This window comes from Prosthecobacter fusiformis, assembly GCF_004364345.1.
Taxonomy (GTDB): domain Bacteria; phylum Verrucomicrobiota; class Verrucomicrobiia; order Verrucomicrobiales; family Verrucomicrobiaceae; genus Prosthecobacter; species Prosthecobacter fusiformis.
On sequence record NZ_SOCA01000011.1, the window covers coordinates 1 to 23836 of the forward strand.

Below are 23836 nucleotides of genomic sequence, written 5' to 3' on the forward strand. Positions count from 1 at the left end.
CGCCTTTGCCGGACTGACACCTGCCTTGAGCCAGTCAGGCACGAGTGTGAACCGGCGCGGGCACATGACCAAAGAGGGCAGCGCCATACTGCGCAAGATGCTTTACATGGCAGCGCTGCAAGCGGTGAAACGCGCCACCAATGCCTTCCATGCCAGCTACCAAGCCTTTGTGGAGCGCGGCAAGCCGAAGATGTGCGCCCTAGGAGCCATCATGCACAAAATCATCCGGGTCGCCTTTGGCGTGCTCAAACACGACACGCCATTTGTCAAAAACTTCGCCAAGCTGGAAGCCTGAAAAAATCTTCCACTTCGGCCTTGCTCTGACCATATCTATTTTCCTTGCTCCCTCCGGGAGCGGGGGAGGCATGTGATGGTTGAATTTGGGTGGGGTGGTAGTCCAGATTTAGGAGTGGGTGTTTGCGTAAATGGGGGGGGGGATGGAGGGGCTTTCCGGCGGCTCTTTGGGACGAGGGGATGCAAAATTACTGCCGAATACAGGTGGGCCGAATCTATTCCGAGTATTCTAGCTCCCGGAGGGAGCGTTGGACATTAGCCGGTGGTGGAAGGAGCGAAGCGACTGGGAGCCACCGGAAGTGGAACCACATGCAATGCGTCAGACAGGCGTCCCGGAGGGACGCTGGAAGGCCCCGAGATGTAACTGGGTATGCCTTTACCAAAGGTGGGCTTCGTTGTATTCCACCAGGCCACGTTGCAGCATTTCGACATATTCTTCCTGGAATGTTTTGACCCGGTGATGAGCTTCCTGATTCAAGACATAAGCTCTTACTTTTTCCAGGCTGGAGACACTGACGGTGAATGCTCCGTAACCCTCCTGCCATGCGAAACCTGCGAGCCGAAGTTCCTCATGAATCCATCGCGATGAAATGCTTTTTACCCGTTGTAGGATATCCGCCAAGCAATGGGTGGGACGCAGCCCGGCAAGCAGATGCACATGGTCTCCCGTGCCACCGATGGCGTGTGGTATGCCATTTTCGGTGCGCAAGATGCCCCCGAGATATTCATGCAGGCGCGAGCGAAGGTGAGGTTCAAACCACGGCTCCCGATTTTTGGTGCTGAAGACGAGATGGTAATGCAGGGCGGCATGCGTCGAGGGCATGAGGTCAGGATTCAGAGATGGGGACGGGTTGCATCCGTTTTTTTAAGATGTTGAGGTGCCCTTCCTGCGTCCCTCCGGGACGCGACGTATGTGGGGGTGTGTGGTGTTGAGGTCCGGTGGTTCTCGGTCGCTACGCGCCCTTCACCACCCGGCTAATGTCCGGGCTCCCTCCGGGAGTGTAGGAGGTCGTTTGGCCTAACGGGAGGTGTGTTTTTTGGGGGCGGACGTGGCGGATAGAACGGTCTTGCGCGGGACGCACAAGACGGCACGCGAGACACGTGCGCTCCATGGGGACAGACGAGTGCGCTTCATGGGGGACGGGGGCACCATGATGAGCTGGTTGAACTATTCTTGGGGTGGGGCACGTTTTTATTTCTACGACTCGACCCATGAAACTCCTTTTCACTTTTCTGTTTATGACGGCTCTAACTAGTTTTGCTGCGGATGTGCGGGATATTCCTTTGAAGACGATTGAGGGTAAGGAGGTGACGCTGAAGGATTACAAAGACAAGGTGCTGCTGATTGTGAATGTGGCCTCGGAGTGCGGGTATACGGGGCAGTATTCGGGGCTGCAGGCGCTGCATGAGCGGTATGCGAAGGAGGGCTTTGCGGTGCTGGGTTTTCCTTGCAATGACTTTGGGGGGCAGGAGCCGGGATCGGAGGCGGAGATCCAGACTTTTTGCACCAGCCGGTATCAAGTGACGTTTCCGATGTTCGCCAAAGTCTCGATCACGGGGGAGGGGAAACATCCGCTGTTTGCGGTGCTGGCGGCCTCGGGAGAAGTGCAGTGGAATTTTGAGAAGTTTCTGGTGGGTAAGGATGGGCAGTTGATCGCCCGGTATGGCTCGGATGCGGAACCGGAGGGTGAGGAAATCGAGGCGGCGGTGAAAATGGCGCTGGGCAAATGAGGGGTGGGGAGGCCGGGCGGGATCATTTTTCGAATCCAAGGACGTTTCCATGACGCAAAGACTTGTGTGAATGCACTTTCTTTGACATGGGTGGCCCAAATTGCGCCTCGGGGTGATGCGCGGCCTGCCATGGTGAGGACCTGGAAGTGCCGCTCAATAACCCCAAACTGTCTCATGTCTCCCCTCGAAGTCACTGATGAATCCCTTCTCCAGCGTGCTGGTGGGGGCGATGCGCGTGCTTTTGAGCAGCTTTATGACCGCTTTTCATCCCGTCTGTTAGGCCTGCTGCGCCAGATGCTGGGTGATGAACGGGAGGCGGAGGATGTGCTGCAGGAGGGATTTCTGTATCTGTGGGATCATGCGGGCAGCTATGACCCTTCACGCAGCCGGGCGTTTACCTGGTCGGTGATGATTTTCCGTCACAAGGCGATCGACCGGATCCGGGCGATGGGGCGGCGGGCGCGGCTGAATGAATCTGCAGCGGTGGAGATGGCGGTGCTGGAAGACTGCGCGGTGGGAGCGGATGATACGGTGGAGATGAAGGAGCAGCAAAAGCAGGTCTATTCTGCGCTGGCTAGCCTGCCGGGAGAGCAGCGTAAGCTGATCGAATTTGCCTTTTTAAAAGGGCTGACGCATCATGCGATTGCGGAGTCGCTAAACCTGCCACTGGGTACGGTGAAGACGAACATCCGGCGCGGTCTGCTGAAGCTGCGTGACCTGATGAAAGGAGGGGCGCTGTGATGGACGAAGAACACGAGGAACTGGCCGCACTGAATGCGCTGCATGCCCTGGATGAAGCGGAGCAGAGCGTCTTCGACATCGAGCTGGCGCGTAGCAGTGAGCTGAGGCATCTGGCGACGGAACTGGAGGTGACTGCTGCGGCACTGGCTGCGGCGGTGCCGCCTGTAAAGCCACGGGCAGATTTGAAAAAGGCGATCATGGCGCAGGTCCGAGAGCGGCAGATCGCGAAGAAGAAGTCTGGGAAGAAGGCAAGGATGCCGCGTCGTTTCGGGGTTCTTCCCTGGGGGATCGCGGCGGTGCTCGGCGCAGGCTGTTTCTGGCTGTGGATGGAGCGTAACCATTTGAAGACGCAGGTCCTGGCGATGAGCGAGGTGGAGATGGAGGCGCGCCAGCAGATGATCTCAGTGCGGGATGAACGTGATGCCCTGGAAGAAAAGGCGGTGGAAACGGCCCGCAAGATGGAGACGGTGACGGCGCAGATCCAAGCTTTGCGTGAAGATGACGAGCGTGTGCAGCAGCAGGTGGTGGCGCTGACGCAGGAGATCACGGCACTGCGGCAGAAGGATGCTTTTGCCCAGGTGCAGATCGCGACTTTGCAAAGCTCCGTAGCGGCTTATCAACAAGGGGTGGCGGTGGTGGTGTGGGACAGTGAGAAGCACCAGGGGGTGCTGAAACTGGAGAAGATGCCGCCTGTGGAAACGGGCAAGGATTACCAGCTCTGGGTGGTGGATCCGAAGAATCCGGTGCCGGTGGATGCAGGCGTGGTGCAGGTGGATGCGCAGGGCTTTGCCAAGGTGGATTTCAAACCGGTGGATGCGGTGAGCAGTGCGGCGAAGTTTGCCCTGAGCATCGAGCGTGAAGGTGGGGTGCCGAAAGGGGAGGGGCCGATCATTTTGATCGGGCCGTAGTGGGGGTGTGAGGCTGAGGTGGGGGGCTTCGATGGTGGGCTGTGGTAGGAGGGCTGGAGGGGATTCGGGGTGGCTATCCGCTCAGGGGACTGAGCGGGCTACTTTTTTGCTGACTTGTAGTCTTGGCATAAAAAAGCCCCATGCGGGGGCATGGGGCTTTTTGAATAAGGGGGCTGTCGGGGCGGGGTTATTCGCGGGCGACGCCGTTGTTCCAGGCGGAATACATTTCCTCGACGGTGGGGATCTCCAGGGTGCGGACGATGCGGAAGCCGAGCCAGGTGGCATCGGTGAGATACCAAATGCTCTTGGGAAGCTGGGGGTCCTGCTGCTTCCAGGCGGGCTCAGAGGCGCGGCGTGAGGCGACGCGGAGGAATTCGGCATCGTCATCGTAGGTGCCGCCACGGGCGGTGTGGGGGTAGGGGCTGGTGGATTTTACCCACTGATTGCCAACGATGTCTTTGCCGGACCAGCCTTTGTATGTGGCATCGCTATACTGGTCGAGCGTCCATTCGCAGACGTTGCCGAGGATGTCGTAGAGGCCCCAGGGATTGGGCTTCTTTTTGCCCACGAGGCTATACTGGAAGTTAGGCGCGTTATCGAAGTACCAGGCGTATTCGCCGAGGTCTTTTGCATCGTCGCCGAAGAAGTAGGCGGTGGTGGTGCCGGCGCGGGCGGCGTATTCCCATTCGGCCTCGGTGGGGAGGCGGTAGAAGTGGCCGGTCTGGGCGCTGAGCCACTGGCAATATTTGTTAGCTGCGTGCTGGGTCATGCAGATGGCGGGGAAGCCATTGCGGCCCATGCCGAAATCCATGGGTTGATAAGGAGGGGTGGGCTGGGAGATGAGATCTTCGGGCTTGTCGTCCGGGGACCAGACCTTGCGGCTGCCATCTTTATTACGGCCTTCAGCGGTGAGCTGGAAGGGCTCGTATTCATCCCAGGTGACTTCGTATTTGCCAATCCAGAAGGGCTTGATCTGGACCTTTACCTGCGGGCCTTCGTCGTCTGCACGGTTGGCTTCGCTATCGGGGCTGCCGAGGAGGAATTCGCCGCTTTTGATGGCGACCATGGAGTAAGGTGCGCCGGTCTTGGGGACTTTGGCATCGTAGGATTTCATGTCAGCCTCGGCTTTTTCCTGGGCGGTGGCGACGATCTTGGCGTGGATCTTTTTCACCAGTTCCAGGGTGTCTGGATTGTTGGTGGGGGCGGCACCTTTTTCCTTGGCCTTGAGGGTGACATCGTCTGGCCAGACGGCTCCCTGCTCGATCCAGCTTTTGAGCATGGCGATCTCTTCCTTCTTCAGCGGACCGCCACTCTTGGCGGGGGGCATGAGATCGTCTTCGTCAGCAGCGAGGGCGGTGAGGTGATAGAGAGCGCTTTTGGCGGGGGCAAAGGCGACGATGTTGGGAGCGTTTTCGCCGGTCTCGAAGGCCTCTTTTTTGCTGCTAAGGATGAGGTCGCCTTTGTCCTTGTCGGGATTGTGGCAGCTGACGCAGTTTTGCTCGAGGATGGGCTGGATGTTTTTAACGAAATCAATGCGGGGTGTGACCTCTAAAGTCACGCCAGCAGGCCATTCGGCACCTTGTTCGATCCAGCCTTTGATGACCTCGATCTGGTTGGCGGCGAGCAGGCCTTCCTTTTCAGGAGGCATGACCATGTCATCATCGTGAGGGAGGATGAGGGTGGTATAAATAGCGCTTTTTGTGAGGTCGCCAAGGGTGAGTCCTGGGCCGTTTTCGTTGCCCTTGATCATGTCTTCCTTGGTGTGAAGCCGGAAGTCGCCTTTATCCTTTTCTGCACCGTGACAGTGGGTGCAGGCGGCTTCGAGGATGGGCTTGACCTGGGTATTGAAATCCACCTTCGCGGCGGCGGCCACGGAGAGTCCGGGCAACGCGACGAGGGCGAGGAAAGCTGAAGTTAGAGGGTGGTGGGCAGACATGGAGGGATGGCTTTTAGCATGAACCGGGGTTTTTGTCCACTGGGGAGGAAAGGGACGGTAACATGCGCAGGAGCCGAGGATGGTTTCCTCGTGACTGCGGCCTGCGGATGACCCGCTGCATCAAGGTGCAAATACCGTGATCAAGGTGTGGAACCGCAGCTCCTCAACAGAAAGAAGAGAAGTGCGGTTCCGATGAGTGAGATGAAGATGGAGCCGAAACAGCCTGAGCGATTGGAGGAGAAGACGAACATGTGAGGTCTTCGTGACGGGCTGGTGATGTGGCCGTGTGTCTAAATCACACCGGGATCAATGGCGCTGGAGGCGGTCCACGGTGTGCTCCACTGCGGTCTTTAGTTTTTCGGCAGCGCCGTCCATGGCGAAGGCGAGGGTTTCGGCCTTGTGAGTGACGGCGATGGGTTGATGGCCTTCGAGGCGGGCTTCCATCATGCAACGTTTGTCCTCGGGGCCGCTTTTTTTACTGTTCTCGTCATTGAGGTGAACCTCGACGCGAGTGATGTGGTCACTGACATGGCTCAGGGCATCGGTCACGATGGACTCTGCTTCAGCGATGAATTCCTGGCGACCAGTGATGTGGTGATCTGTATTGACTTGGATAATCATGATGATTGGGGGTTGGTATCGTCATGATATATACGTTTGAGAGTGCCCGGATGGGGGTGTTTTTGGAACGTGGACCTCCTGCTGAAGGGCACGTGTCATCCGCGAGAAGACGGGCCTTTGTGACTCAGTAAGAGTGAGCCATCTCGGCCATGGTGCCGCGGGTGACGCCGAGCTGGGACTGGGCTTTAAGCTCGCGCCAGATGTCTTCGCCGCCGCGCTGGGAGGCGAGGAGGGACTGATAGGTGCGGATGATGCGCAGGGTTTCTTCTTGGGTCTGCTCCAGCAACTCGACACGGTAATGGCGAAGGCCGGTCTGCATGAGGCCGCTGAAGTATTGGGCTCCGGTCTGGGGCACGGCATTGAAGAGGGTATTGCGGCAGCCGACATCGGCTTTTAAAGGATGCTCCATGCCGACACGGTCGCGGAGGCGGACCTTGTGCTTTTCACAGGGGCGGCCGCAGTTGGTGAAGTCGGTGCCTTCAGAGAGGAAGGCGGCGAAGGCGCAGTGCTCCATGTGAAACATGGGCATGTGCTGGTGGAGGGTGATCTCGAACCATTCGGGCGGGGCACCCTGGAGGAGGTTGAGGACCTGGTCGATGTTCAAGTCGTAACTGATGGTTAGGCGCTCAAGGCCAGTTTTCTTGAGGAAATCTGCCGTGAGGGGATTGGCGACGTTGAGAGAGAAATCGCCGGTGATGGGAATGCCTGCATCGCGGAAATGGGCGATGGCACCGAGGTTGCGAATGAGGACGCCGTGGGGTTCGGCGCGGGAGATGAGTTTGAAGATGCCGGCCTCGCCAGATTTCTGGATGCGCGGGGTGGCGAGGTAGATGCGGGCGGCGCTGTGAGCCTTGACGTATTTGACGGCGTCGGCGTATTGACGGACGTCTTCGAAATCTACGTAAAGGTGAGTGATGTTGGCTTCGAGGGCGGCTTCGATTTGGGCTTGGTCGCGGCAGAGGACGTGGAGGGTGGGGGCCTTAGATAGATGGGCATCTTCGGGGACCACGCCCTGGCGGGCGCAGCTACGGAGCATGTCGGCTACAGTGGTGGTGATGGCGGGGCGTAGTGATGGTTCGCCCACGCCCTGGCGGGCGCAGCTACTTTCGACAATCGAGCGGCGCATGCGGTTGAGCTCGCTGACGGGCAGGATCAGGTTTTCTTCGAGACGAAGTTCAATTTCACCTAGCTCGAAAGGGGTGCCGCCGAGACGGCCTAACTGGTTTTGCAATGTCTCCAGTGTGAGCGGGCGCTGAAGGGCGGGGGCGAGGGGGATGGTGGAGGTGGCACTGGCTTCCTGGCCTTTGACCTGGATGACCATGGGCTGGCCAGCGCTGCCGCTGATGATGAGGTTTAAAGGCTGTTTTTTGCGGAGGGGGATTTCGCCTTGGAAGGTCTGGCGGAGGCGTTGTTCGAGGGCCTGGTCCCCGGTCTTGAAGATGCGGGTGCCGGGGGCGATGAGGTCCGTGCGGAGGCGGCCATGCTGGAATTCGATCCAGTTTTCATGCTGGCCATAGATGCGGCCCCCTTGTTCGTTATTGGTGTCTTGAAGGTTTTCGAAAACGATGCCGTCGCCGTTTTTGAGGTGGGTGGGATTTTCTTCCAGCTCCACGGCATCGCGGGCGACGGAGCGGACGACGCCGACATAATAACCGCGTTTTTTACCGTAATAGGCACCGACGAGTTCCTGATGGTTCACGCCATGCATCCAGCCGGTGTAGAGGCCGCGGGAGAAGGTCATCTCCAGCTCGTAACGGTCTTCTTCAGTGATGATCTCGGTGAGGTCCTTATCGGCCAGGACGGCATCTATCGCTTTACGATAGACACGGGTCACTGCGGCGACGTATTCGGGGGTCTTGAGGCGGCCTTCGATTTTGAAACTGCGGATGCCGAGTTCGATAAGACGAGGAATTTCCTGAACGGCTGCGAGGTCTTGGGGACTGAGGAGGTAACGTTTGTCGCCGAGATCCTGAAGCTCGCCATCAACGATCATTTCATAAGGCATGCGGCAGGCCTGGGCGCACTCGCCCCGATTGGCGCTGCGGCGGCCGAGGGATTCGCTGGTGAGGCACTGGCCGCTGTAGGCGACGCAGAGAGCGCCGTGGACGAAGACTTCGAGGGGAACCTCGGGTTTATCGTTGGCCTGGAAGCGCTCTAGCTCGCGCAGGCTGAGCTCGCGGGAGAGGACGGCTTGATCAATGCCGAGGGTGTTGGCCAGCTCCAGTCCCTCCGGGGAGGTGATGGTCATCTGGGTGCTGGCGTGGAGGCGCAGGCCGGGGGTGAGGGTCTTCACCATGCGGGCGAGGCCGAGGTCCTGGACGATGACGGCATCAACACCAGCGGCTTCCAACTCGCGGAGCTGGGTCTCAGCATCGGCCAGTTCAGTGGTGAAAATGAGGACGTTAAAAGCGCAGTATCCTTTGACCCCATGACTGTGAAGGAACTTCATCAGCTCCGGCAGGTCCTCAGCCGTGAAATTATCGGCGCGCATGCGGGCATTGAAGCGGGGCAGGCCGAAGAAGATGGCGTCGGCTCCATTGGCGACGGCGGCACGGGCGCACTCCCAATTACCGGCAGGGGAGAGGAGTTCGGGGAGATGGAGGGGACGGGGCATGGAAGAAAGCGGAAAAACGGGGGGAGGGGAGTTTAGACAGGATTACAGGATTTGCATGATTAACAGAAAATGTCCCTGCTTGATCCGTCGTATGCTCTGTCTCATCTTACTCGCTGAGACAAAGGAGAAGCTCTTTTGAGAATAGCCCAGGAGAGTTCAATGCGAAAGGGACAATCAAGTGTTCAATTGAACGCATTATTGCGACGCATTGTGAATTACTTTCGGAATTCTGAGATTGCGTTTTGTAACGTTTCTCGTTACTAAGCTCATCTTAATTACTGACAATTGTGGAATATCAATTGCTGTAAGCGAGAAACGTCATCGCTTCGTGATAACAGCCCATGTTACCCCAAACCGCCAGTATTTTCTCGAATCCCTGGAATGCCGATCTTTTTCCGGCAGGGGAGAAAATGGGCAGCATTGGGGAAAAAGGATGGGTTTCTAGAATTGTACAAACGTTCCAGGTGGGCGTTTGGCCGTGGTTTGGTACCTCAGAAGATGCGATGGACGACATGATGCCGCTCGGGAGGGGGACGCTTATTCAGCGTCCTGTGGAAGGTGAGCCGGGATCCAGCGGCGGGCCTGAGCAGGTGCCCGGACCGGGCGGTGCGCGGGAAGTGCCGTTTTATCATTTGCCAGTGCTCATGAATGAAGTGCTGGAGGCGCTGGAGCCTGCTCCAGGGAAACTCATTTTTGATGGAACTCTGGGAGGTGGAGGTCACACGGAGGCGCTGCTGCAGAGGGGCGCACGGGTGGTGGCCATGGACCAGGATGATGAGGCGCTGCGCCATGCGGGCGAACGGCTGAAGGGCTATGCGGACCGCTTTTGTGCATTGAAGGGAAATTTTCGTGATTTCCCAACGGTGCTGGGAGAGGCTGGTGTGACCGGGCTGGATGGCATGCTCATTGATATTGGTGTGAGCAGTCGGCACCTGGATGCGGCTGAGCGTGGATTTTCTTTTAACAAGGACGGTCCTCTGGATATGCGGATGGATACCTCCGGGCCAATCACGGCGGCGGACATCGTGAACACGTATGAGCAGGGTGCGCTGGAACAGATCCTGTGGAAATACGGGGAGGAGCCGCAGGCGCGGAAGATCGTGAAAGCGATCCTGGCCGAGCGTGCGAAGACTCCCATCAAGACGACGCTGCAACTGGCGGAGCTGATTTCCAAAGTGTGCCCGAAATACAGCAAGCGCCATCCGGCGACGCTGACCTTTCAGGCGCTGAGGATCGAGACGAACCAGGAGCTGGCGGCGCTGGAGGCCTTTTTGGCAGCGGCCCCCAAATGGCTGAAGCCGGGAGGCCGACTGGCGGTCATCAGCTTCCATTCCCTGGAAGACCGGGTGGTGAAGCATGCCTTTCATCATCAGAGCCAAGTCTGGCTGGACCGTCCAGAATGGCCGGAGCCGAAGCGCAATCCAGACTGTTTTTACCGCCTACTTTCGCGCAAGCCGAAGGAGGCCACGGAAAATGAACTGAGCCTGAACCCCCGCGCCCGCAGTGCCCGCCTGCGCGGTGTGGAACGCCTGCCCGCATGAAAAACAACCGCTATCGCAACTCCATCGGCCTGCCGTTGCTGACGGCGGTGCTGGTCATTTGTAGCGCGGTGCTGCTAGCAGCGCTGAGTGTGGTGGTGAATAAAAATCGCATCACAGCCCTGGCGGAGCAGCAGAGGCAGGTGGAGCAGGAAATGAAGCTGCTGAATTTTGAAATCGTGAGTCTGGGCCGGAAGATCGACCTGCTGCTGGATGGAGCGCGAGTGCAGCCCATCCTGCAAGCCAAGGGGACCTGGCTGCAAAAGCTGAGCCCGGATGCGCGGGCCATCATTCAATTAAAACCCATCCCCACGGCGAAGGCTGTGGTGCAAGCCACGGAGGCCGAACTGCCATGATGTCCACACCCAACCAGACTCAACTGCGCCGGGACCGCCCGCTGTGCCACCGAATGATGGTCGTGACCTGCGGCCTCACCGTGTGCTTTTCTGCTGTGGTGTGGCGTCTCTATGACCTGCACCTGAAAAAAGGGCCGCAGCTGGCGGAAGAAGCCTCCAAGAAATTTCGCGAGGACCGGGTGCTGCCAGCACAGCGCGGGTCCATCAAGGATCATTCGGACCGCTATCTGGCTTATGATGAAGAGGTCTATGAACTGCGTACGGATCGCGTGCACCTGCACGATGTGCGCTCCATTTCACCAAATCTGGCACGCATCCGTGGGGTCACGCAGAAGGAGCTGACGCGGACGATGAGTGACGAGCAAATTTTGAAGTCCTATCATGCGCATGTGGCGGAAGCACTGAGTGTGAAACTGGGCGGAACGGTGGATGCCATGCTGGAAAAGGTGACCTCCAAGCGGCAGATCGAAGTCTTGACCCACAACATGAATGATGACCAGGCCAAGGAATGGCGGGAGCATCTGGCCAATCTTTTTGTCAAAGGCATCTACGTAAAGCCTGCGGTGCGCCGCCATTATCCCATGGATAACCGCCTGGCGTTGATCATCGGCGGGACGGAGGAAGGCAAGGGGGGCGTGCAGGGCATCGAAAGTGCCTTTGAAGATACTTTACGCGGTGTGCCGGGATCTGTCTGTGTGGAGCATGACAAGTATGGGCGCGAGCTGCTGCTGTACCGGGGAGACATCCAGGAGCCGGTGCATGGCAAGGATGTGCACCTGACGATCGATCTGCAAATGCAGGATGCTGTGGATGCCATTGTGGCGCAGGCGCAGGCGACTTACAGGCCCAACAAAATCATGGCTGTGGTGACGGAAGTGGCCACGGGTTCCGTTCTGGCCATGAGCTTCCTGCCGGGGCATGACCGGAATGAGCCAGGGGATACTAATTGGAAGAACCTGACTATTTATGAACCTTATGAACCGGGCTCCACTTTCAAAGTGGTGGCTTTTACGGCGGCGCTGGACCAGCGGAAAATGGGGCCGGATGAGCGCTTTGACTGCCACTGGGGGCATTACACGGATCAAGTGCTGAAAGTCTCTCTGAAGGACGTTTCCAGCATGGGGACGGTGACTGCCCGGGAAGCTTTTGCGAAGTCCAGTAACATCGCCACTTACAAGGTCTTTAAGAGAGTGGGACAGGACATGTATCTGAATTATGTGAAACGCTTTGGCTTTGGCCAAAAGACGGGGATCTCACTGTCCGGTGAAAGCCGGGGTTATATCAATGACGGCCACTGGTCCAACACGACGTATTCGCGGTTTCCCATGGGTTACGAGGTGAATGTGACGCCTTTGCAGATGGCGATGGCCTATGGAGCGATCGCCAACGGGGGTATCCTGATGAAACCCAGGCTGGTGGACCGGATCGTGACGGATGGCGGGCGTCAAATCACACAAGTTCCCCCGGAGGCGGTGGGTCAGGTGTGCACGGGAAAAACGGCGGGCCTGATGCGGGACCTGCTGAAAGGTGTGGTGGATCACGGCACCGGGACGCGTGCGCAGCTGGAAGGCATCGAGGTGGCGGGGAAAACGGGAACCTCCCAGCGCTACGATCACGAGATGATTGTTGGCAAGAATAAAGATGGAAGTCTGAAAAAGGGAGGCTATCGAAAAGACCAGTGGATCACTTCCTTTGCCGGATTCGCCCCAGCGAATGACCCGAAAATAGTGTGTGTGGTCGTGCTGGACAATCCCCATGCACCTGACCCTGCCGACATTGGAGGCGGGAAGGTCGCTGCTCCAATCTTTGCTGAAATCGTGGCCGAAACACTCAAACAACTCTCCATCCGTCCTCAACGTCCTCTCGCCCTGAAAGGAGCTGCGGAATGATTTTACGTGACCTGATCCCTCATCTGGACAAGCCGGTCGTCTCCGGGAGCCTGGATACTGTCATCAACAGTCTGACGTATGATTCGCGCAGTGCTGGCCCAGGAGTGGCCTTTGTGGCCCTGCGCGGGAAAACGGCTGATGGGCACGATTTTATCCCCAAAGCCATTGCGGCAGGTGCGGCGGTGATCATTTCTGAACAAGCACCGCCGGATGATGTGAAGGTGCCCTGGGTGCATGTGAAATACAGCCGTGTGGCGCTGGCGCAGGCAGCGGCATTCCTGCATGGTGAACCCGCGAAGAACCTCTCCATCGCCGCTGTCACGGGTACGAATGGAAAGACTACGACAGCTTTCCTGATGCATCATTTGCTGAACGCGGGCCAGAAGCGCTGCGGCCTGCTGAGCACGGTGGTCTATGACCTGGGCGGACAGCAGGTGCCCTCCACCCACACGACGCCGGAGTCTTTGGAGATCCAGGGGCTGCTGTCGCAGATGCGGGATAATGGCTGCCGGGCGGTGGCTATGGAAATCAGCTCCCATGCGCTGGACCAGCACCGTGTGCACGGGCTGCCGATTGCGGCCGGTGTTTTCACGAACTTGACGCAGGACCACCTGGACTACCATGGCACGATGGAAGAGTACTATGTGGCCAAGGTGCGGATGTTTGAGATGATCGCTTCCCAGGCCAAAGGGGCCATGGTGATCAATGCGGATGACGCCTGGGGCCGCAAGCTGATCCAGCGTTATGAAGAGACCGGGAAGGTGATCAAATTTGGTTATGGCGTGGGTTTTGACTATCGTGCGGTGAACGTGCGTTATGACCTCACGGGCACGACCTTTGAGCTGGAGGCGAAGGGCCGTACGTTCCTGGTGCGCACACCGCTGATTGGTGATTTCAATGTCTATAATTCACTGGGCGCACTGGCTGCGGTGCAGGCCATGGGGCTGAACCTGCGGGAAACGGTAGCGCATTTGAAAAATGCGCCGCAGGTGCCGGGCAGGCTGGAGCGTGTGACGGAAGCGACGACGAAGTTCCAGGTCTTTGTGGACTATGCGCACACGCCGGATGCGATCGAGAATGCACTGCGCACTCTGCGTGCGCTGAGACCGCGCCGGATCATCACGGTCTTTGGCTGTGGTGGCGGACGTGACCGCTCCAAGCGCCCACTTATGGCCGCTGCGGCGGAGGCTGGAAGCGACATCTGTGTGCTGACCAGCGACAACCCACGCAATGATGATCCGCAGGTGATCATCGCCGATGCGGTGAAGGGCTTCACCCGTCCGAAAAACCATGTCATCATGGTGGACCGGCGGGAGGCCATCAAGATCGCCCTCGAAAATGCCCGTGGCGGAGACCTTGTTCTCATCGCTGGCAAGGGCCATGAAGATTACCAGGAAATCCAGGGCAAGAAACATCCGTTTGATGACCGCCGTGTGGTGCGTCAGTTGATGATCCAGATCGCGGGGAACCGGGATGTGGAGCGTGCTGAAAAGCAAGCGGAGCGGGAGATACGTGACGCCGAGCGGAGGCGGCCCTACGACCGCTGAGATGAAGTCCATCGCCCTCCAGACCCTGGCTGATTTTGCTGACGGCAAGCTGGGCGGCCCTGCGGATGCAGGCAGTCGCCTGGTGACGCGGGTGGTGACGGATTCACGTAAAGTGCAGCCAGGAGATGTCTTCGTGGCGCTGGCTGGCGATAAGTTTGATGCCCATGATTTCATCCCGCAGGTGATGAATGCTGGCGCTGCTGCGGTGGTGGTGAACCGGGTGGATGCCACCTGGGGCACCGACTCCTGCGCGACGGTGGAGGTGAAAGACACACTGGTGGCGCTGCAAGACATGGCGCGCGGATATCGGGCCTGGCATCAGCCGCTGATCATCGGCCTAACCGGTAGCAATGGCAAAACTTCGACCAAGGACCTGACGGCGCTGGTGATGGGACTGAAAGTGCAGACGCGTGCCACTTTGGGAAACCTGAACAACCACATCGGCCTGCCGCTGACGCTGCTGAGCCTGGAGGAAGGGGATGAATGCGGAGTGGTGGAAATGGGCATGAACCATCCGGGGGAGATCAAGACCCTGGTGGACATTGCCCTGCCGGATGCGGCCATCGTGACCAATGTGGGGATGGCGCACATCGAATACATGGGCAGCCAGGATGCCATCGGCTGGGAAAAAGGCACGCTGCCGACGAATGTGCATGCCGAAGGGGTGGTGGTGCTGAATGCCAATGATCCTTACACGCCATTGATCGCCCGGCATTGCCAGGCCACGGTTTTCACCGCTGGCACGGATGCGGGAGATGTGCGTGCCTTTGACCTGCGGCCAGGACCTGACGGCACCCATTTCAAACTGGATTTCGCCGGTGAGGTGGTGGAGACCTTTTTGCCCGTGATGGGAGACCATATGGTGGGCAATGCTGCCCTGGCTGCCTGCATGGGCTGGGCGCATGGCATCCTGCCAGCGGACATCGCCGCGGCGCTCAGCGGAGCCCGGCTGACGGGTGGGCGGATGGAAACGAAGACGGTGCAGGACATCCTTTTCATTGATGACTCCTACAATGCGAATCCAGACTCGATGAAAGCGGGGCTGGCGACGCTGGCCTCTCTCAGCACGGGTGGAAAAAAGATCGCCGTGCTGGGCCGCATGGGGGAGCTGGGCATCCACGCACGGAGCGGGCATGAGGGCATCGGCCAGTATGCTGCCGGGCTCCCGCTGACGGCGGTTTACACGGTGGGTGATGAAGCGGCGATGATCACTGAAGCCGCAGCGAAGGCGGGACTGGGGGAGACTGCAAATTTCCCCAGCCATGAAGCCTGCGCGGCGCATCTGAAGAAAATATTGCAATCCGGGGATGCTGTCCTGTTGAAGGGCAGCCGCTCAGCGGGCATGGAAAAAGTTTTAGCTCATTTTAAGACCGCATGATGTACTGGCTCTACGAACTCCGCACCTGGCTCGAAGCTGCTGACTGGATCAGCGATGATTCCGCGCTCTATAAGCTCCTGAACATCTTCCGCTACCACACCTTCAGGGCGGGCGGGGCTTTCATTACGGCGTTTGTGATGTCCCTGCTGTTTGGGGAGAAACTGATCCGTAAACTGATCTCGCTAAAGATCGGCCAGCCCATCCGCACGGCGGAAGAGGTGCATCAGCTTTATGAACTGCATGGTAAAAAGGCGGGCACGCCGACCATGGGCGGGATTCTCATCCTGGCTTGCATTGTGGTGACCACTTTGCTTTGGGCCAAGTGGGACAATGTGATGGTCTGGACCATTCTGTTTACCACCGTCGGGCTGGGAGCACTGGGCTTTTGGGATGACTATCTGAAGATCAGCAAAAAGAATTCCAAAGGGGTCAGCGCCCGCACGAAACTGGTCTGGCAGGGTGGGGTGGCTGTGATCGCCGGCTTTTTGATGGCTTACGCGGTGCCGCCAGATGAAGGCGTGACACTGCGGGCTCTTTACGTGCCGTTTTTCAAGGATGCAATCATCACGGACATGGGCATTTTTTCAGTGGCGCTGTTTACGCTGATCATCGTGGGCGCATCCAATGCGGTGAACCTGACGGATGGTCTGGACGGTCTGGCCACGGGCTGCTCGCTGACGACGGCACTGGCGTATGCGGGGTTCGGTTACGTCTGCGGGAATGCGAACTATTCCAGCTACCTGGGCGTGGCGCATCACACGCTGGCGAATGAACTGCCCATCGTGGCGATGGCTCTGGCGGGTGCCTGCGTGGGGTTCCTGTGGTTCAATGCGCATCCGGCGCGAATGTTCATGGGGGATACCGGGTCTCTGGCTCTGGGCGGTTGCATCGCGACGCTGGCCATCGGCTGCAAGCAGGAGATCGTCCTGGCGCTGGTGGGCGGTGTTTTCGTGATGGAGGCGATGAGCGTGATCATCCAGGTTTTCAGCTTCAAGACCCGTGGCAAGCGGGTATTTCGCATGTCACCTATTCATCATCATTTTGAATTGGGGGGCTGGCATGAGAATCAGGTCATTGTCAGGTTTTGGGTATTGTCCTTGTTCTTTGCCCTACTCGGCTTAGCGACACTTAAACTTCGCTAGATCCAAATAGTCAGCGAAAGTTGATTATACAGTGCTATACTTCTGAGATCTCATTAGAGATTCAAAAATCACTATTGCTACCATGTCAAAATTCGCCGGAAAACACTTCGCCATCCTGGGGGCAGGACGCAGCGGCCTTGGGGCTGCACGTCTGGCCCGCCTCCACGGTGCAGAAGTGACGGTGATGGATGAGGGTGCGCCGGAAAAAATCAAATCGGCTTTGGACAAGCAGCATGCCGAGGGATTTCGCACTCTCAGTGGTCAGGCCGCGAAGGATCTGGTGGTGAATCCGGGGGATTACGACCTGGTGATTTTGAGCCCTGGACTGGATGCAGGGTGGCCGTTTCCGAAAAAATTCACCGATGCAGGCGTGCCGCTGACGGGAGAGATGGAGTTCGCCTTTAACCTGACAGACATGGAACTTGTGGGAATCACAGGGACCAATGGCAAGAGCACCTGCACGGAACTGATCGCGCATTTGTTCAATGCCTGCGGGAAAAAATCCGTGCCCTGCGGCAATCATGGCATGTCTTTGAGTGAAGTGGTGTCCAGCGGCGTTCCCTATGATGTGCTGTCCCTGGAGATCAGCAGTTTTCAACTGGAGACGATCCAGAACTACCGGGCCAAAGCGAGCCTGTGGCTGAACTTTGCCCCGGATCATCTGGACCGTTATCCGGGCATGGAAGAATACTATGCGGCCAAGGCGCGTATTTTTGAAAACGTGACGGGCCAGGATGTGGCCATCGTGCGGGCCGGTGAAACGGTGGACACGGGGAAGGCGAAGAAGATGACTTTTTCCGCCTATGGTGCGGAGGCTGACTGGACCTATCAAGGGGGGCGCATCCATGCGCATCCGGATGGGGTGGTCTTCGATGTGAAATCCACGCTGCGTGGACGGCACAACATGGAGAACGTGATGGCGGCGATGATGGCCTGCCAGGTGCATGGACTGTCCCTGAAGGACATGCGTGCTGCCCTGAACGGCTATGAAGCGCCAGCTCACCGCTGTGAGCTGGTGAGGGTGCTCAACGGGCGCGAATTTATCAATGACTCCAAAGCCACCAACCTGCATGCGCTGGAAGCCTGCATCGGGGCGATGGAGCGGCCCATCGTGCTGATCGTGGGCGGCAAGGAAAAGGGCCTGGATTATACGCCGCTGCGTGCCTCCCTCAACGGACAGGTGCGTGCGATGGTGTGCATCGGTGAAATCGCCGGTGCCCTGAAGGCGACCTTCCAAGATCTGCTGCCCTGCCAGACGGCGGTGGACATGGCGGATGCGGTGCAGCAGGCCGCGCAGATTTCCAAGCCGGGGGACAGCATCATCCTGAGTCCTGGTACTTCCTCCTTCGACATGTACACGGGCTATGCCCAGCGCGGCGAAGCCTTTCGCAGCGCCGTCCAATCTCTCAACTGACCACTCCCTAACAGCCGCCCATCATGAGCAAAAAGAAGAAAGACAAACTCCTGCTCAACCTCCTGGAGGGGGAGAGGTACAAGCATCGTGTGGCCATGGTCACCGATGAAGGTGCCTTCAACCAACATGAGCCGAACTCCAACATGGCGCGCATGTTTGTGGTGATGCTGCTGATCCATGTGGTGGTCATCGGCGGTATCATCATTTATGATTTCATGAATGGTGAGGAAGCTCCTGTGACCACACTTTCAGAGAACTATCTGGAGCAACCTGTCTCGGTCTTGCCTGCCAGTGCCGTGAACATGGACCTGGACAAAAATGAGCCACAGGAAGAATACGCCACCTATGATTGGAAGTCTGGGGACTCGATCCGCAGTGTGGCGCAGAAGCTGAAGGTTTCTGAAGAAGTGCTGATCAAACTGAACAAGGTGGACCAGGGGCGCCAGCTGAATACAAACGACATCATTTTGTATCCAAAACAGCCGGTGCTGAAAGCCGTGGGCATCAGCGTGGCGGGGACCAATGGAGAGCTGGCCAAACCGGTGCAGCCGGAAGCCTCCATCCAGGCTGCGGAGGTGCCGATCAACCTGGCCCTGCCAGGAGAAACCGGCTTTAGCTTCAGTGCCACCATCGAGGACGAGCTGACTCCAGCCCCTGCCGTGACAGCTAGTAAAGTCCAGCACAGTCCACCGCCAGCGGTGAGCAAGGAAGCCTCCGGTATGCCTGTGCGGGTGGAACTGCCTGTCAGCCGGGCGAAGGTGGAGGAAGCTCCCCCGGTGCCTGCGCCAGCACCGGTGGCGAAAAAGGAAGTGGAAAAGCCGGTCATCAAGGCCATCCCTTATATCCCGCCTGCGGCAAAACCGCCGGTGGTGGAAAAACCTGCGGTGAAGAAAGTGGTGGATGCTCCGCCGCCCGCCAAGAAGGAACCGGTGAAGGCTTCCGCAGCGACACATGTGGTGCAATCTGGGGACACGCTTTATCGCATCGCCACCAGGCATGGTATTTCCGTGGCGGCCCTCCAGGCTGCGAACAAAAACGCGAAGGCCGAATCCCTCAAGATCGGCATGAAGCTGAACATTCCGCGCAAGTAGGCGGGAGTCTTGGTGGACAGAGAAACCTTTTTGTTGGCTAGACTGGGCTGGGATGTTGCCGGCCTCCGAGTATTCTCCGATTGCATTTTATCCACACACCAGCCTTTCGAACGCTCAAATCCTCCGCGCATGGCCAAACGTTCCGTTCTACTTCTGCTGCTGATGGTCGCCCTGCTGACAGGGCTGGGGATCACGATGCTGGCCAGCACCAGTTATCACACCCGTGAGGGTGGGGGGGAGGACTATGTGACGCTGTGGCGGCAGTGCACCTGGGTGGGGGTTTCCATTGTTGCCTGCGTCGTGATGGCTCTGGTGGATTACAACGTCTGGTTTCGCTGGCGCTGGTGGCTGCTGGGGGTGGCCTCCTTTGGCCTGCTGCTGTGTTATGAATGGTATCTGGCGCAGGCGCTGGGGTATAAGCCGATGATCGCCGCCCGTGTGAACGGGGCCGCGCGCTGGATCGGCCAGGGCAGCGTGAGGGTGCAGCCATCAGAATTTGCCAAACTGGTGCTGATCGTGGCCATGGCGGGCTGGTTTGCCAGTCATGAAAACCTGGAGCGGACGCTCAAGCACGGGCTGATCCTGCCGGGGTTGATCCTGGGCGGAGTGGTGGGGCTGATCGGCGGGGAGGTGGATCTGGGCAACGGGTCCGTGGCGGCTGCCGTGGGTGTGGGAATCATGTTCGTGGCGGGCACGCGTGGGCGTTATTTAGGCGTAATCATCGGCGCGGCACTGGCGGCGCTGTGGGCGGGGATCAAGCTGGCACCGAACCGGTTTGAGCGGGTGATGATCATTTTTGACCTGGAAAAGCACAAGGAAACGCTGGGCCTGCAGCAGTGGATTTCAAAGCTGGCGTTTGGCTCCGGGGGGCTGGAGGGGCGTGGATTGGGAGAGGGGCGGATGAAGCTTTCCTACCTGCCAGAAGCCCATACGGACTTCATTTTCCCCATGGTGGGGGAGGAACTGGGCTTCTGGGGAGTGACGGCGACGGTGATGGTTTTCATCCTGATGACCTTTGCCGGGATGTGCATCGCCTCCTATGCCCCGAATCGCTTTGGCAAGCTGCTGGGATTTGGGCTGACTTTTCTTTTGGCCTTAGAAGCGCTCTTGAACATGGGCGTAACCACTGCTTTGCTGCCCAACAAGGGACTGCCACTCCCCTTCGTCTCGTACGGAGGGTCGAGCCTCCTGGCCGCCATGATGGCGGTGGGGGTCCTGGTTAACATTCACCGCCAGGGCGTCCATCTGACCTGGGATCAGCTCCCCGTGATCCGCAGAAAGCGCCGCTGGACACCCCAGCTTTGATATCCAGTGAAATCCAAATCCAAAAAGTCCATCCATGTGCTCATTGCCTGCGGTGGCACCGGTGGCCACCTTTTTCCCGGCATTGCCGTCGGTGAAGTCCTTTCCGCACGCGGTCACGAGGTGACGCTGCTCATCAGCGAGAAGAAGATCGATTCCATCGCCGCATCGGGGCATAAGGACCTACATTTTGAAAAAATGCCCTTTTTGGCGATGCCGAAGCCTTGGTCACCGAAGATGATCGGCTTCCTGGCCGGTCTCTGGAAGGGCATGGCGCAGTGCCGCAAAATCATCCGGGACAAAGACGTCAGCGTGGTGCTGGGCATGGGTGGTTTCACCTCCTTCGCCCCGCTGTATGCGGGTAAAAAGGAAAAGTGCCATACCCTCATTCACGAAAGCAATGCCATCCCCGGCAAGGCGAACAAGCTGAATGCCCGCTATGCCAGCACCGTCCTCTGCGGCCTGGAAGCGTGTAAAGAATTCTTTCCCCAACACACAGATGTACGCGTGGTGGGCACACCGGTCCGCAGTGCCATGCGCACAGCTTCAAAAGAGGATCCGTATGAGTTCTTCAAGCTGGACAAGACCAAGAAGACCCTGCTCATCATGGGCGGCAGCCAGGGGGCGCGTGGGGTCAACCGTGTCGTGGGCATGACCTTGGAGCAGTTTGAAAAAATGGGGATCCAGGTCCTGCACATCGCCGGTCCGACGGACTATGAAGAGGTACGGGATGTGTATGCGAAGAATCCGCTGCTGCCCCAGCACGTGGCCGCTTTCTGCCATCGCATGGACCTAGCCTATCGCGTGGCGGACCTCGCCATCGCCCGCAGCGGTGCCTCCTCCATGTCTGAACTGGCCTACTTCGGTGTCCCCAGCCTGCTGATTCCCTATCCCTCCGCGGCCGATGATCACCAGACCCGCAATGCGGAAGTCTTCTCCAAGGAAGGTGCTGCCCGTCTCCTCACTGAAAAAGAGCTGAATGCCGATGTACTGGCCGATGCCGTGCGCGACATCCTGATGAACCCCAAGAAGGCCGATGAGATGAAGCGCGCTGCGAATAAAATGGCCGTCCGCAACGCTGCAGAGAAGATCGCTGAGCTGATTGTGAAGGAGGGGTAATTCGCGTTTCCTCTGACATCCCTTTGGAATGCCGACGTGTCGCTGGCCCTCTCGTGGTCGGGTGATTCATGGACTGCTGGTGCCCGGAATGTTAAAATAACTGTTCTCTTGAACATGTTAAATCTGCTCTTATTCTCGGGGCATGACTCCTGTGCCGAATCCTGGTTCCGCTGCGCCTTTGCGCTGGTTGTTCGTGGATTTGAACAGTTACTTTGCCAGTGTGGAGCAGCAGTTGAGGCCGGAGTTGCGGGGGAGGCCGGTGATTGTGGTGCCGGTGATGTCTGACCACACCTGTGCCATCGCGGCCAGTTATCAGGCGAAGAAATTTGGGGTGAAAACGGGGACGAATGTGGGGGATGCAAAGCGCATGTGCCCGGGGCTGGCGGTGGTGGAGGCCAGTCATGGCAGGTATGTGGACTTTCATCACAAGATCATTGACGAAATTGAGCGGCATTATCCTGTGCAGGTCATCGGCTCCATTGATGAAATGGGCTGTCTGCTGGATCGTAAAAGAGCCCCGGAGGAGGTGGCGGTGGCCTTGGCCAGGCGGATCAAACGTGGCTTGCTGGATCATGTGGGGGAAGTGATCACCTGCTCCGTAGGGATCGCGACCAACCGTTATCTGGCCAAGGTGGCCAGCGACCTGACGAAGCCGGACGGTTTGGAAGTGGTGCGTGTGGAGGATCTGCCAGGGAGGCTGGCGCATCTAAAACTAACGGATTTACCCGGCATTGGGCGGAACATGGAGCCGAGGCTGCATGAGGCTAAAATTCATACGTTTTTAGACTTATGGCAGGCTACTCCCAGGGAGCTGCACAGGGTCTGGGGAGGTGTGGGTGGCGACCGCTTTTGGCATCAGTTGCATGGCGGGGATCTAGACGATGTGCCGGTGCAGAATCGCAGCATCGGCCACAGCCATGTTTTATCGCCCGAATTCCGCCAGCCACCGGAGGCGGCCATTGTCTCCAAGCGACTGCTTTTAAAGGCGGCCAGCCGCCTGCGGCGAATGGGCTACCGGGCGACGCAGCTTTCCCTCAGTGTGCGGGCGGAAAGTACGCTGCGGGGAGAGGCTCATCAGCGTTTTTTGCCTGTGTCGGACAGCTTTGCACTGACCAAAACACTGAATGTGCTGTGGCCGGAAGCGATGGACCAGATTGGCTGGAGCCGGGTGAAAAAAATCGGAGTGACACTCCACGGCCTGGAGGCTAACAGCGCACCGCAGCAAATGGATCTTTTTCCCGAACTGGGCAGCCCCATCATTGCGGATGTGGAGCGGCGGGACAAGCTGTCGAAGATCATGGATGATCTGAACCAGGAATATGGCCGGGACAGCATTGCTCTGGGATTTGCGCCGGATTCGGTGAAGTCCTTTTCAGGCACGAAGATCGCCTTTACCCGCATCCCGGAGCGGCAGGAATTCAAGGAGTGATGCGAATTGCTTGCGCCGCCTGAGGATGCCGTGAAATCTGACTAGCCTATGAAAACGATCCTCTGCTTTGGCGATTCGAATACCTGGGGTTATGACCCGGAGGGAATGAAGGCTCCGTTTCCCCGCCGCCATCCCCTGGAAGTACGCTGGACAGGAGTGCTGGCGCGTGAACTGGGGGTGGGTTACCGGGTGATCGAGGAAGGCCAGAATGGCCGCACGACGGTGCATGAAGACCCTCTAAACATCTGCCGGAAGGGTAAGGACTACCTGCCCGCCTGCCTGGAAAGTCACAAGCCCATTGACCTGGTGATCCTCATGCTGGGCACGAATGATCTAAAGACGATGTTCAATATGCCGCCGGGAGAGATCGCCGCAGGTGCCGGTGTGCTGGCACGGATGATCCTGGGGAGCAATGCCGGTCCTGCCGACGGACCGCCGAAGCTGCTGCTCGTCTGCCCGCCGCCCGTGGGGGATCTTTCCCACCTGCCGGACATCGCCGCGCGCATGGCTGACGGAACCGCCCGCAGTGCGAAGTTTCCGCATTATTACGCGGCTTTGGCCACTGCCTTGAACTGCGCTTATCTCAACAGCCAGGACATCGTGAAACCCAGTGCCCTGGACGGTCTCCATTTGGAGGCGGAGGAACATCTGAAGCTGGGACGAGCGCTGGCGGATAAGGTGCGGGAGCTTGGAGATTTGAGATTTGAGATTTGAGATTTGAGATTTGAGATTTGAGATTTGAGATTTGAGATTTGAGATTTGAGATTTGAGATTTGAGATTTGAGA

The 23836-nt window shown here is 58.3% G+C and carries 20 protein-coding genes; 16 read left to right on the forward strand and 4 right to left on the reverse strand.

Annotation, left to right across the window (positions count from 1 at the left end; all coding sequences use genetic code 11):
- On the forward strand, positions 1–295 hold a 295-nt coding region (locus EI77_RS20090), incomplete at its 5' end, for a transposase (protein ID WP_133797106.1).
- A gap of 375 nt (positions 296–670) precedes the next feature.
- Here EI77_RS20090 and tnpA read toward each other — a convergent pair.
- Complete coding sequence (tnpA, locus tag EI77_RS20095; protein ID WP_133797107.1) at positions 671–1117, reverse strand: IS200/IS605 family transposase; 447 nt, start codon at positions 1115–1117, stop codon at positions 671–673.
- A gap of 389 nt (positions 1118–1506) precedes the next feature.
- Between tnpA and EI77_RS20100 the strand changes: the two genes are divergently transcribed.
- From EI77_RS20100 to EI77_RS20110, 3 genes are all read left to right on the forward strand, one after another.
- Positions 1507–2025 carry a glutathione peroxidase gene (locus EI77_RS20100; protein WP_133797108.1) on the forward strand — a complete coding sequence of 173 codons (519 nt, stop codon included), beginning with the start codon at positions 1507–1509 and terminating at the stop codon, positions 2023–2025.
- A 174-nt stretch (positions 2026–2199) separates the two neighbouring features.
- Positions 2200–2766 carry an RNA polymerase sigma factor gene (locus EI77_RS20105; RefSeq protein ID WP_166647393.1) on the forward strand — a complete coding sequence of 189 codons (567 nt, stop codon included), beginning with the start codon at positions 2200–2202 and terminating at the stop codon, positions 2764–2766.
- Positions 2766–3674 carry an anti-sigma factor domain-containing protein gene (locus EI77_RS20110; protein WP_133797110.1) on the forward strand — a complete coding sequence of 303 codons (909 nt, stop codon included), beginning with the start codon at positions 2766–2768 and terminating at the stop codon, positions 3672–3674. Before EI77_RS20105 ends, EI77_RS20110 begins: the two co-directional genes overlap by 1 nt.
- Before the next feature lie 187 nt (positions 3675–3861).
- Here the strand turns inward: EI77_RS20110 and EI77_RS20115 are convergent, their stop codons facing one another.
- The 3 genes from EI77_RS20115 to EI77_RS20125 all read right to left on the reverse strand — a co-directional run bounded on the left by EI77_RS20115 (position 3862) and on the right by EI77_RS20125 (position 8845).
- The gene (locus EI77_RS20115; RefSeq protein ID WP_133797111.1) at positions 3862–5610 is read right to left on the reverse strand and encodes an SUMF1/EgtB/PvdO family nonheme iron enzyme; all 1749 of its coding nucleotides are present in this window, start codon (positions 5608–5610) and stop codon (positions 3862–3864) included.
- Positions 5611–5916: 306 nt separating this feature from the next.
- Positions 5917–6231, reverse strand: coding sequence for an HPF/RaiA family ribosome-associated protein (locus EI77_RS20120; protein WP_133797112.1), 315 nt, complete (start codon positions 6229–6231; stop codon positions 5917–5919).
- Positions 6232–6355: 124 nt separating this feature from the next.
- The gene (locus tag EI77_RS20125; RefSeq protein ID WP_133797113.1) at positions 6356–8845 is read right to left on the reverse strand and encodes a U32 family peptidase; all 2490 of its coding nucleotides are present in this window, start codon (positions 8843–8845) and stop codon (positions 6356–6358) included.
- A 341-nt stretch (positions 8846–9186) separates the two neighbouring features.
- Between EI77_RS20125 and rsmH the strand changes: the two genes are divergently transcribed.
- From rsmH to EI77_RS20185, 12 genes are all read left to right on the forward strand, one after another.
- Positions 9187–10386: a 16S rRNA (cytosine(1402)-N(4))-methyltransferase RsmH gene (gene rsmH, locus EI77_RS20130; protein WP_243838959.1), complete on the forward strand. Its 1200-nt coding sequence runs from the start codon at positions 9187–9189 to the stop codon at positions 10384–10386.
- The gene (locus EI77_RS20135; protein WP_133797114.1) at positions 10383–10739 is read left to right on the forward strand and encodes a hypothetical protein; all 357 of its coding nucleotides are present in this window, start codon (positions 10383–10385) and stop codon (positions 10737–10739) included. Before rsmH ends, EI77_RS20135 begins: the two co-directional genes overlap by 4 nt.
- Positions 10736–12628, forward strand: a complete 1893-nt coding sequence (locus tag EI77_RS20140; RefSeq protein WP_133797115.1) for a peptidoglycan D,D-transpeptidase FtsI family protein — start codon at positions 10736–10738, stop codon at positions 12626–12628. Before EI77_RS20135 ends, EI77_RS20140 begins: the two co-directional genes overlap by 4 nt.
- Complete coding sequence (locus tag EI77_RS20145; protein ID WP_133797116.1) at positions 12625–14175, forward strand: UDP-N-acetylmuramoyl-L-alanyl-D-glutamate--2,6-diaminopimelate ligase; 1551 nt, start codon at positions 12625–12627, stop codon at positions 14173–14175. The genes EI77_RS20140 and EI77_RS20145 overlap by 4 nt, the downstream gene beginning before the upstream one ends.
- A gap of 1 nt (position 14176) precedes the next feature.
- On the forward strand, positions 14177–15553 hold the full coding sequence (locus tag EI77_RS20150; protein ID WP_166647394.1) for a UDP-N-acetylmuramoyl-tripeptide--D-alanyl-D-alanine ligase: 1377 nt from the start codon (positions 14177–14179) through the stop codon (positions 15551–15553).
- On the forward strand, positions 15550–16695 hold the full coding sequence (gene mraY, locus EI77_RS20155) for a phospho-N-acetylmuramoyl-pentapeptide-transferase (protein WP_243838961.1): 1146 nt from the start codon (positions 15550–15552) through the stop codon (positions 16693–16695). The genes EI77_RS20150 and mraY overlap by 4 nt, the downstream gene beginning before the upstream one ends.
- Positions 16696–16777: 82 nt before the next feature.
- A complete protein-coding gene (gene murD, locus EI77_RS20160) occupies positions 16778–18109 on the forward strand; it encodes a UDP-N-acetylmuramoyl-L-alanine--D-glutamate ligase (protein ID WP_133797118.1) in 1332 nt (443 codons plus the stop codon).
- Between the two features lie 23 nt (positions 18110–18132).
- Positions 18133–19200: a LysM peptidoglycan-binding domain-containing protein gene (locus EI77_RS20165; RefSeq protein ID WP_133797119.1), complete on the forward strand. Its 1068-nt coding sequence runs from the start codon at positions 18133–18135 to the stop codon at positions 19198–19200.
- Between the two features lie 129 nt (positions 19201–19329).
- Positions 19330–20505: an FtsW/RodA/SpoVE family cell cycle protein gene (locus tag EI77_RS20170; RefSeq protein WP_133797120.1), complete on the forward strand. Its 1176-nt coding sequence runs from the start codon at positions 19330–19332 to the stop codon at positions 20503–20505.
- 6 nt (positions 20506–20511) lie between these two features.
- Entirely contained in the window at positions 20512–21621 is a 1110-nt protein-coding gene (murG, locus tag EI77_RS20175; protein WP_133797121.1) for an undecaprenyldiphospho-muramoylpentapeptide beta-N-acetylglucosaminyltransferase, read from the forward strand.
- 142 nt (positions 21622–21763) lie between these two features.
- Positions 21764–23050, forward strand: coding sequence for a Y-family DNA polymerase (locus tag EI77_RS20180; RefSeq protein ID WP_133797122.1), 1287 nt, complete (start codon positions 21764–21766; stop codon positions 23048–23050).
- A 48-nt stretch (positions 23051–23098) separates the two neighbouring features.
- Positions 23099–23764: an SGNH/GDSL hydrolase family protein gene (locus EI77_RS20185; protein ID WP_133797123.1), complete on the forward strand. Its 666-nt coding sequence runs from the start codon at positions 23099–23101 to the stop codon at positions 23762–23764.
- The last annotated feature ends 72 nt before the right edge of the window (positions 23765–23836 follow it).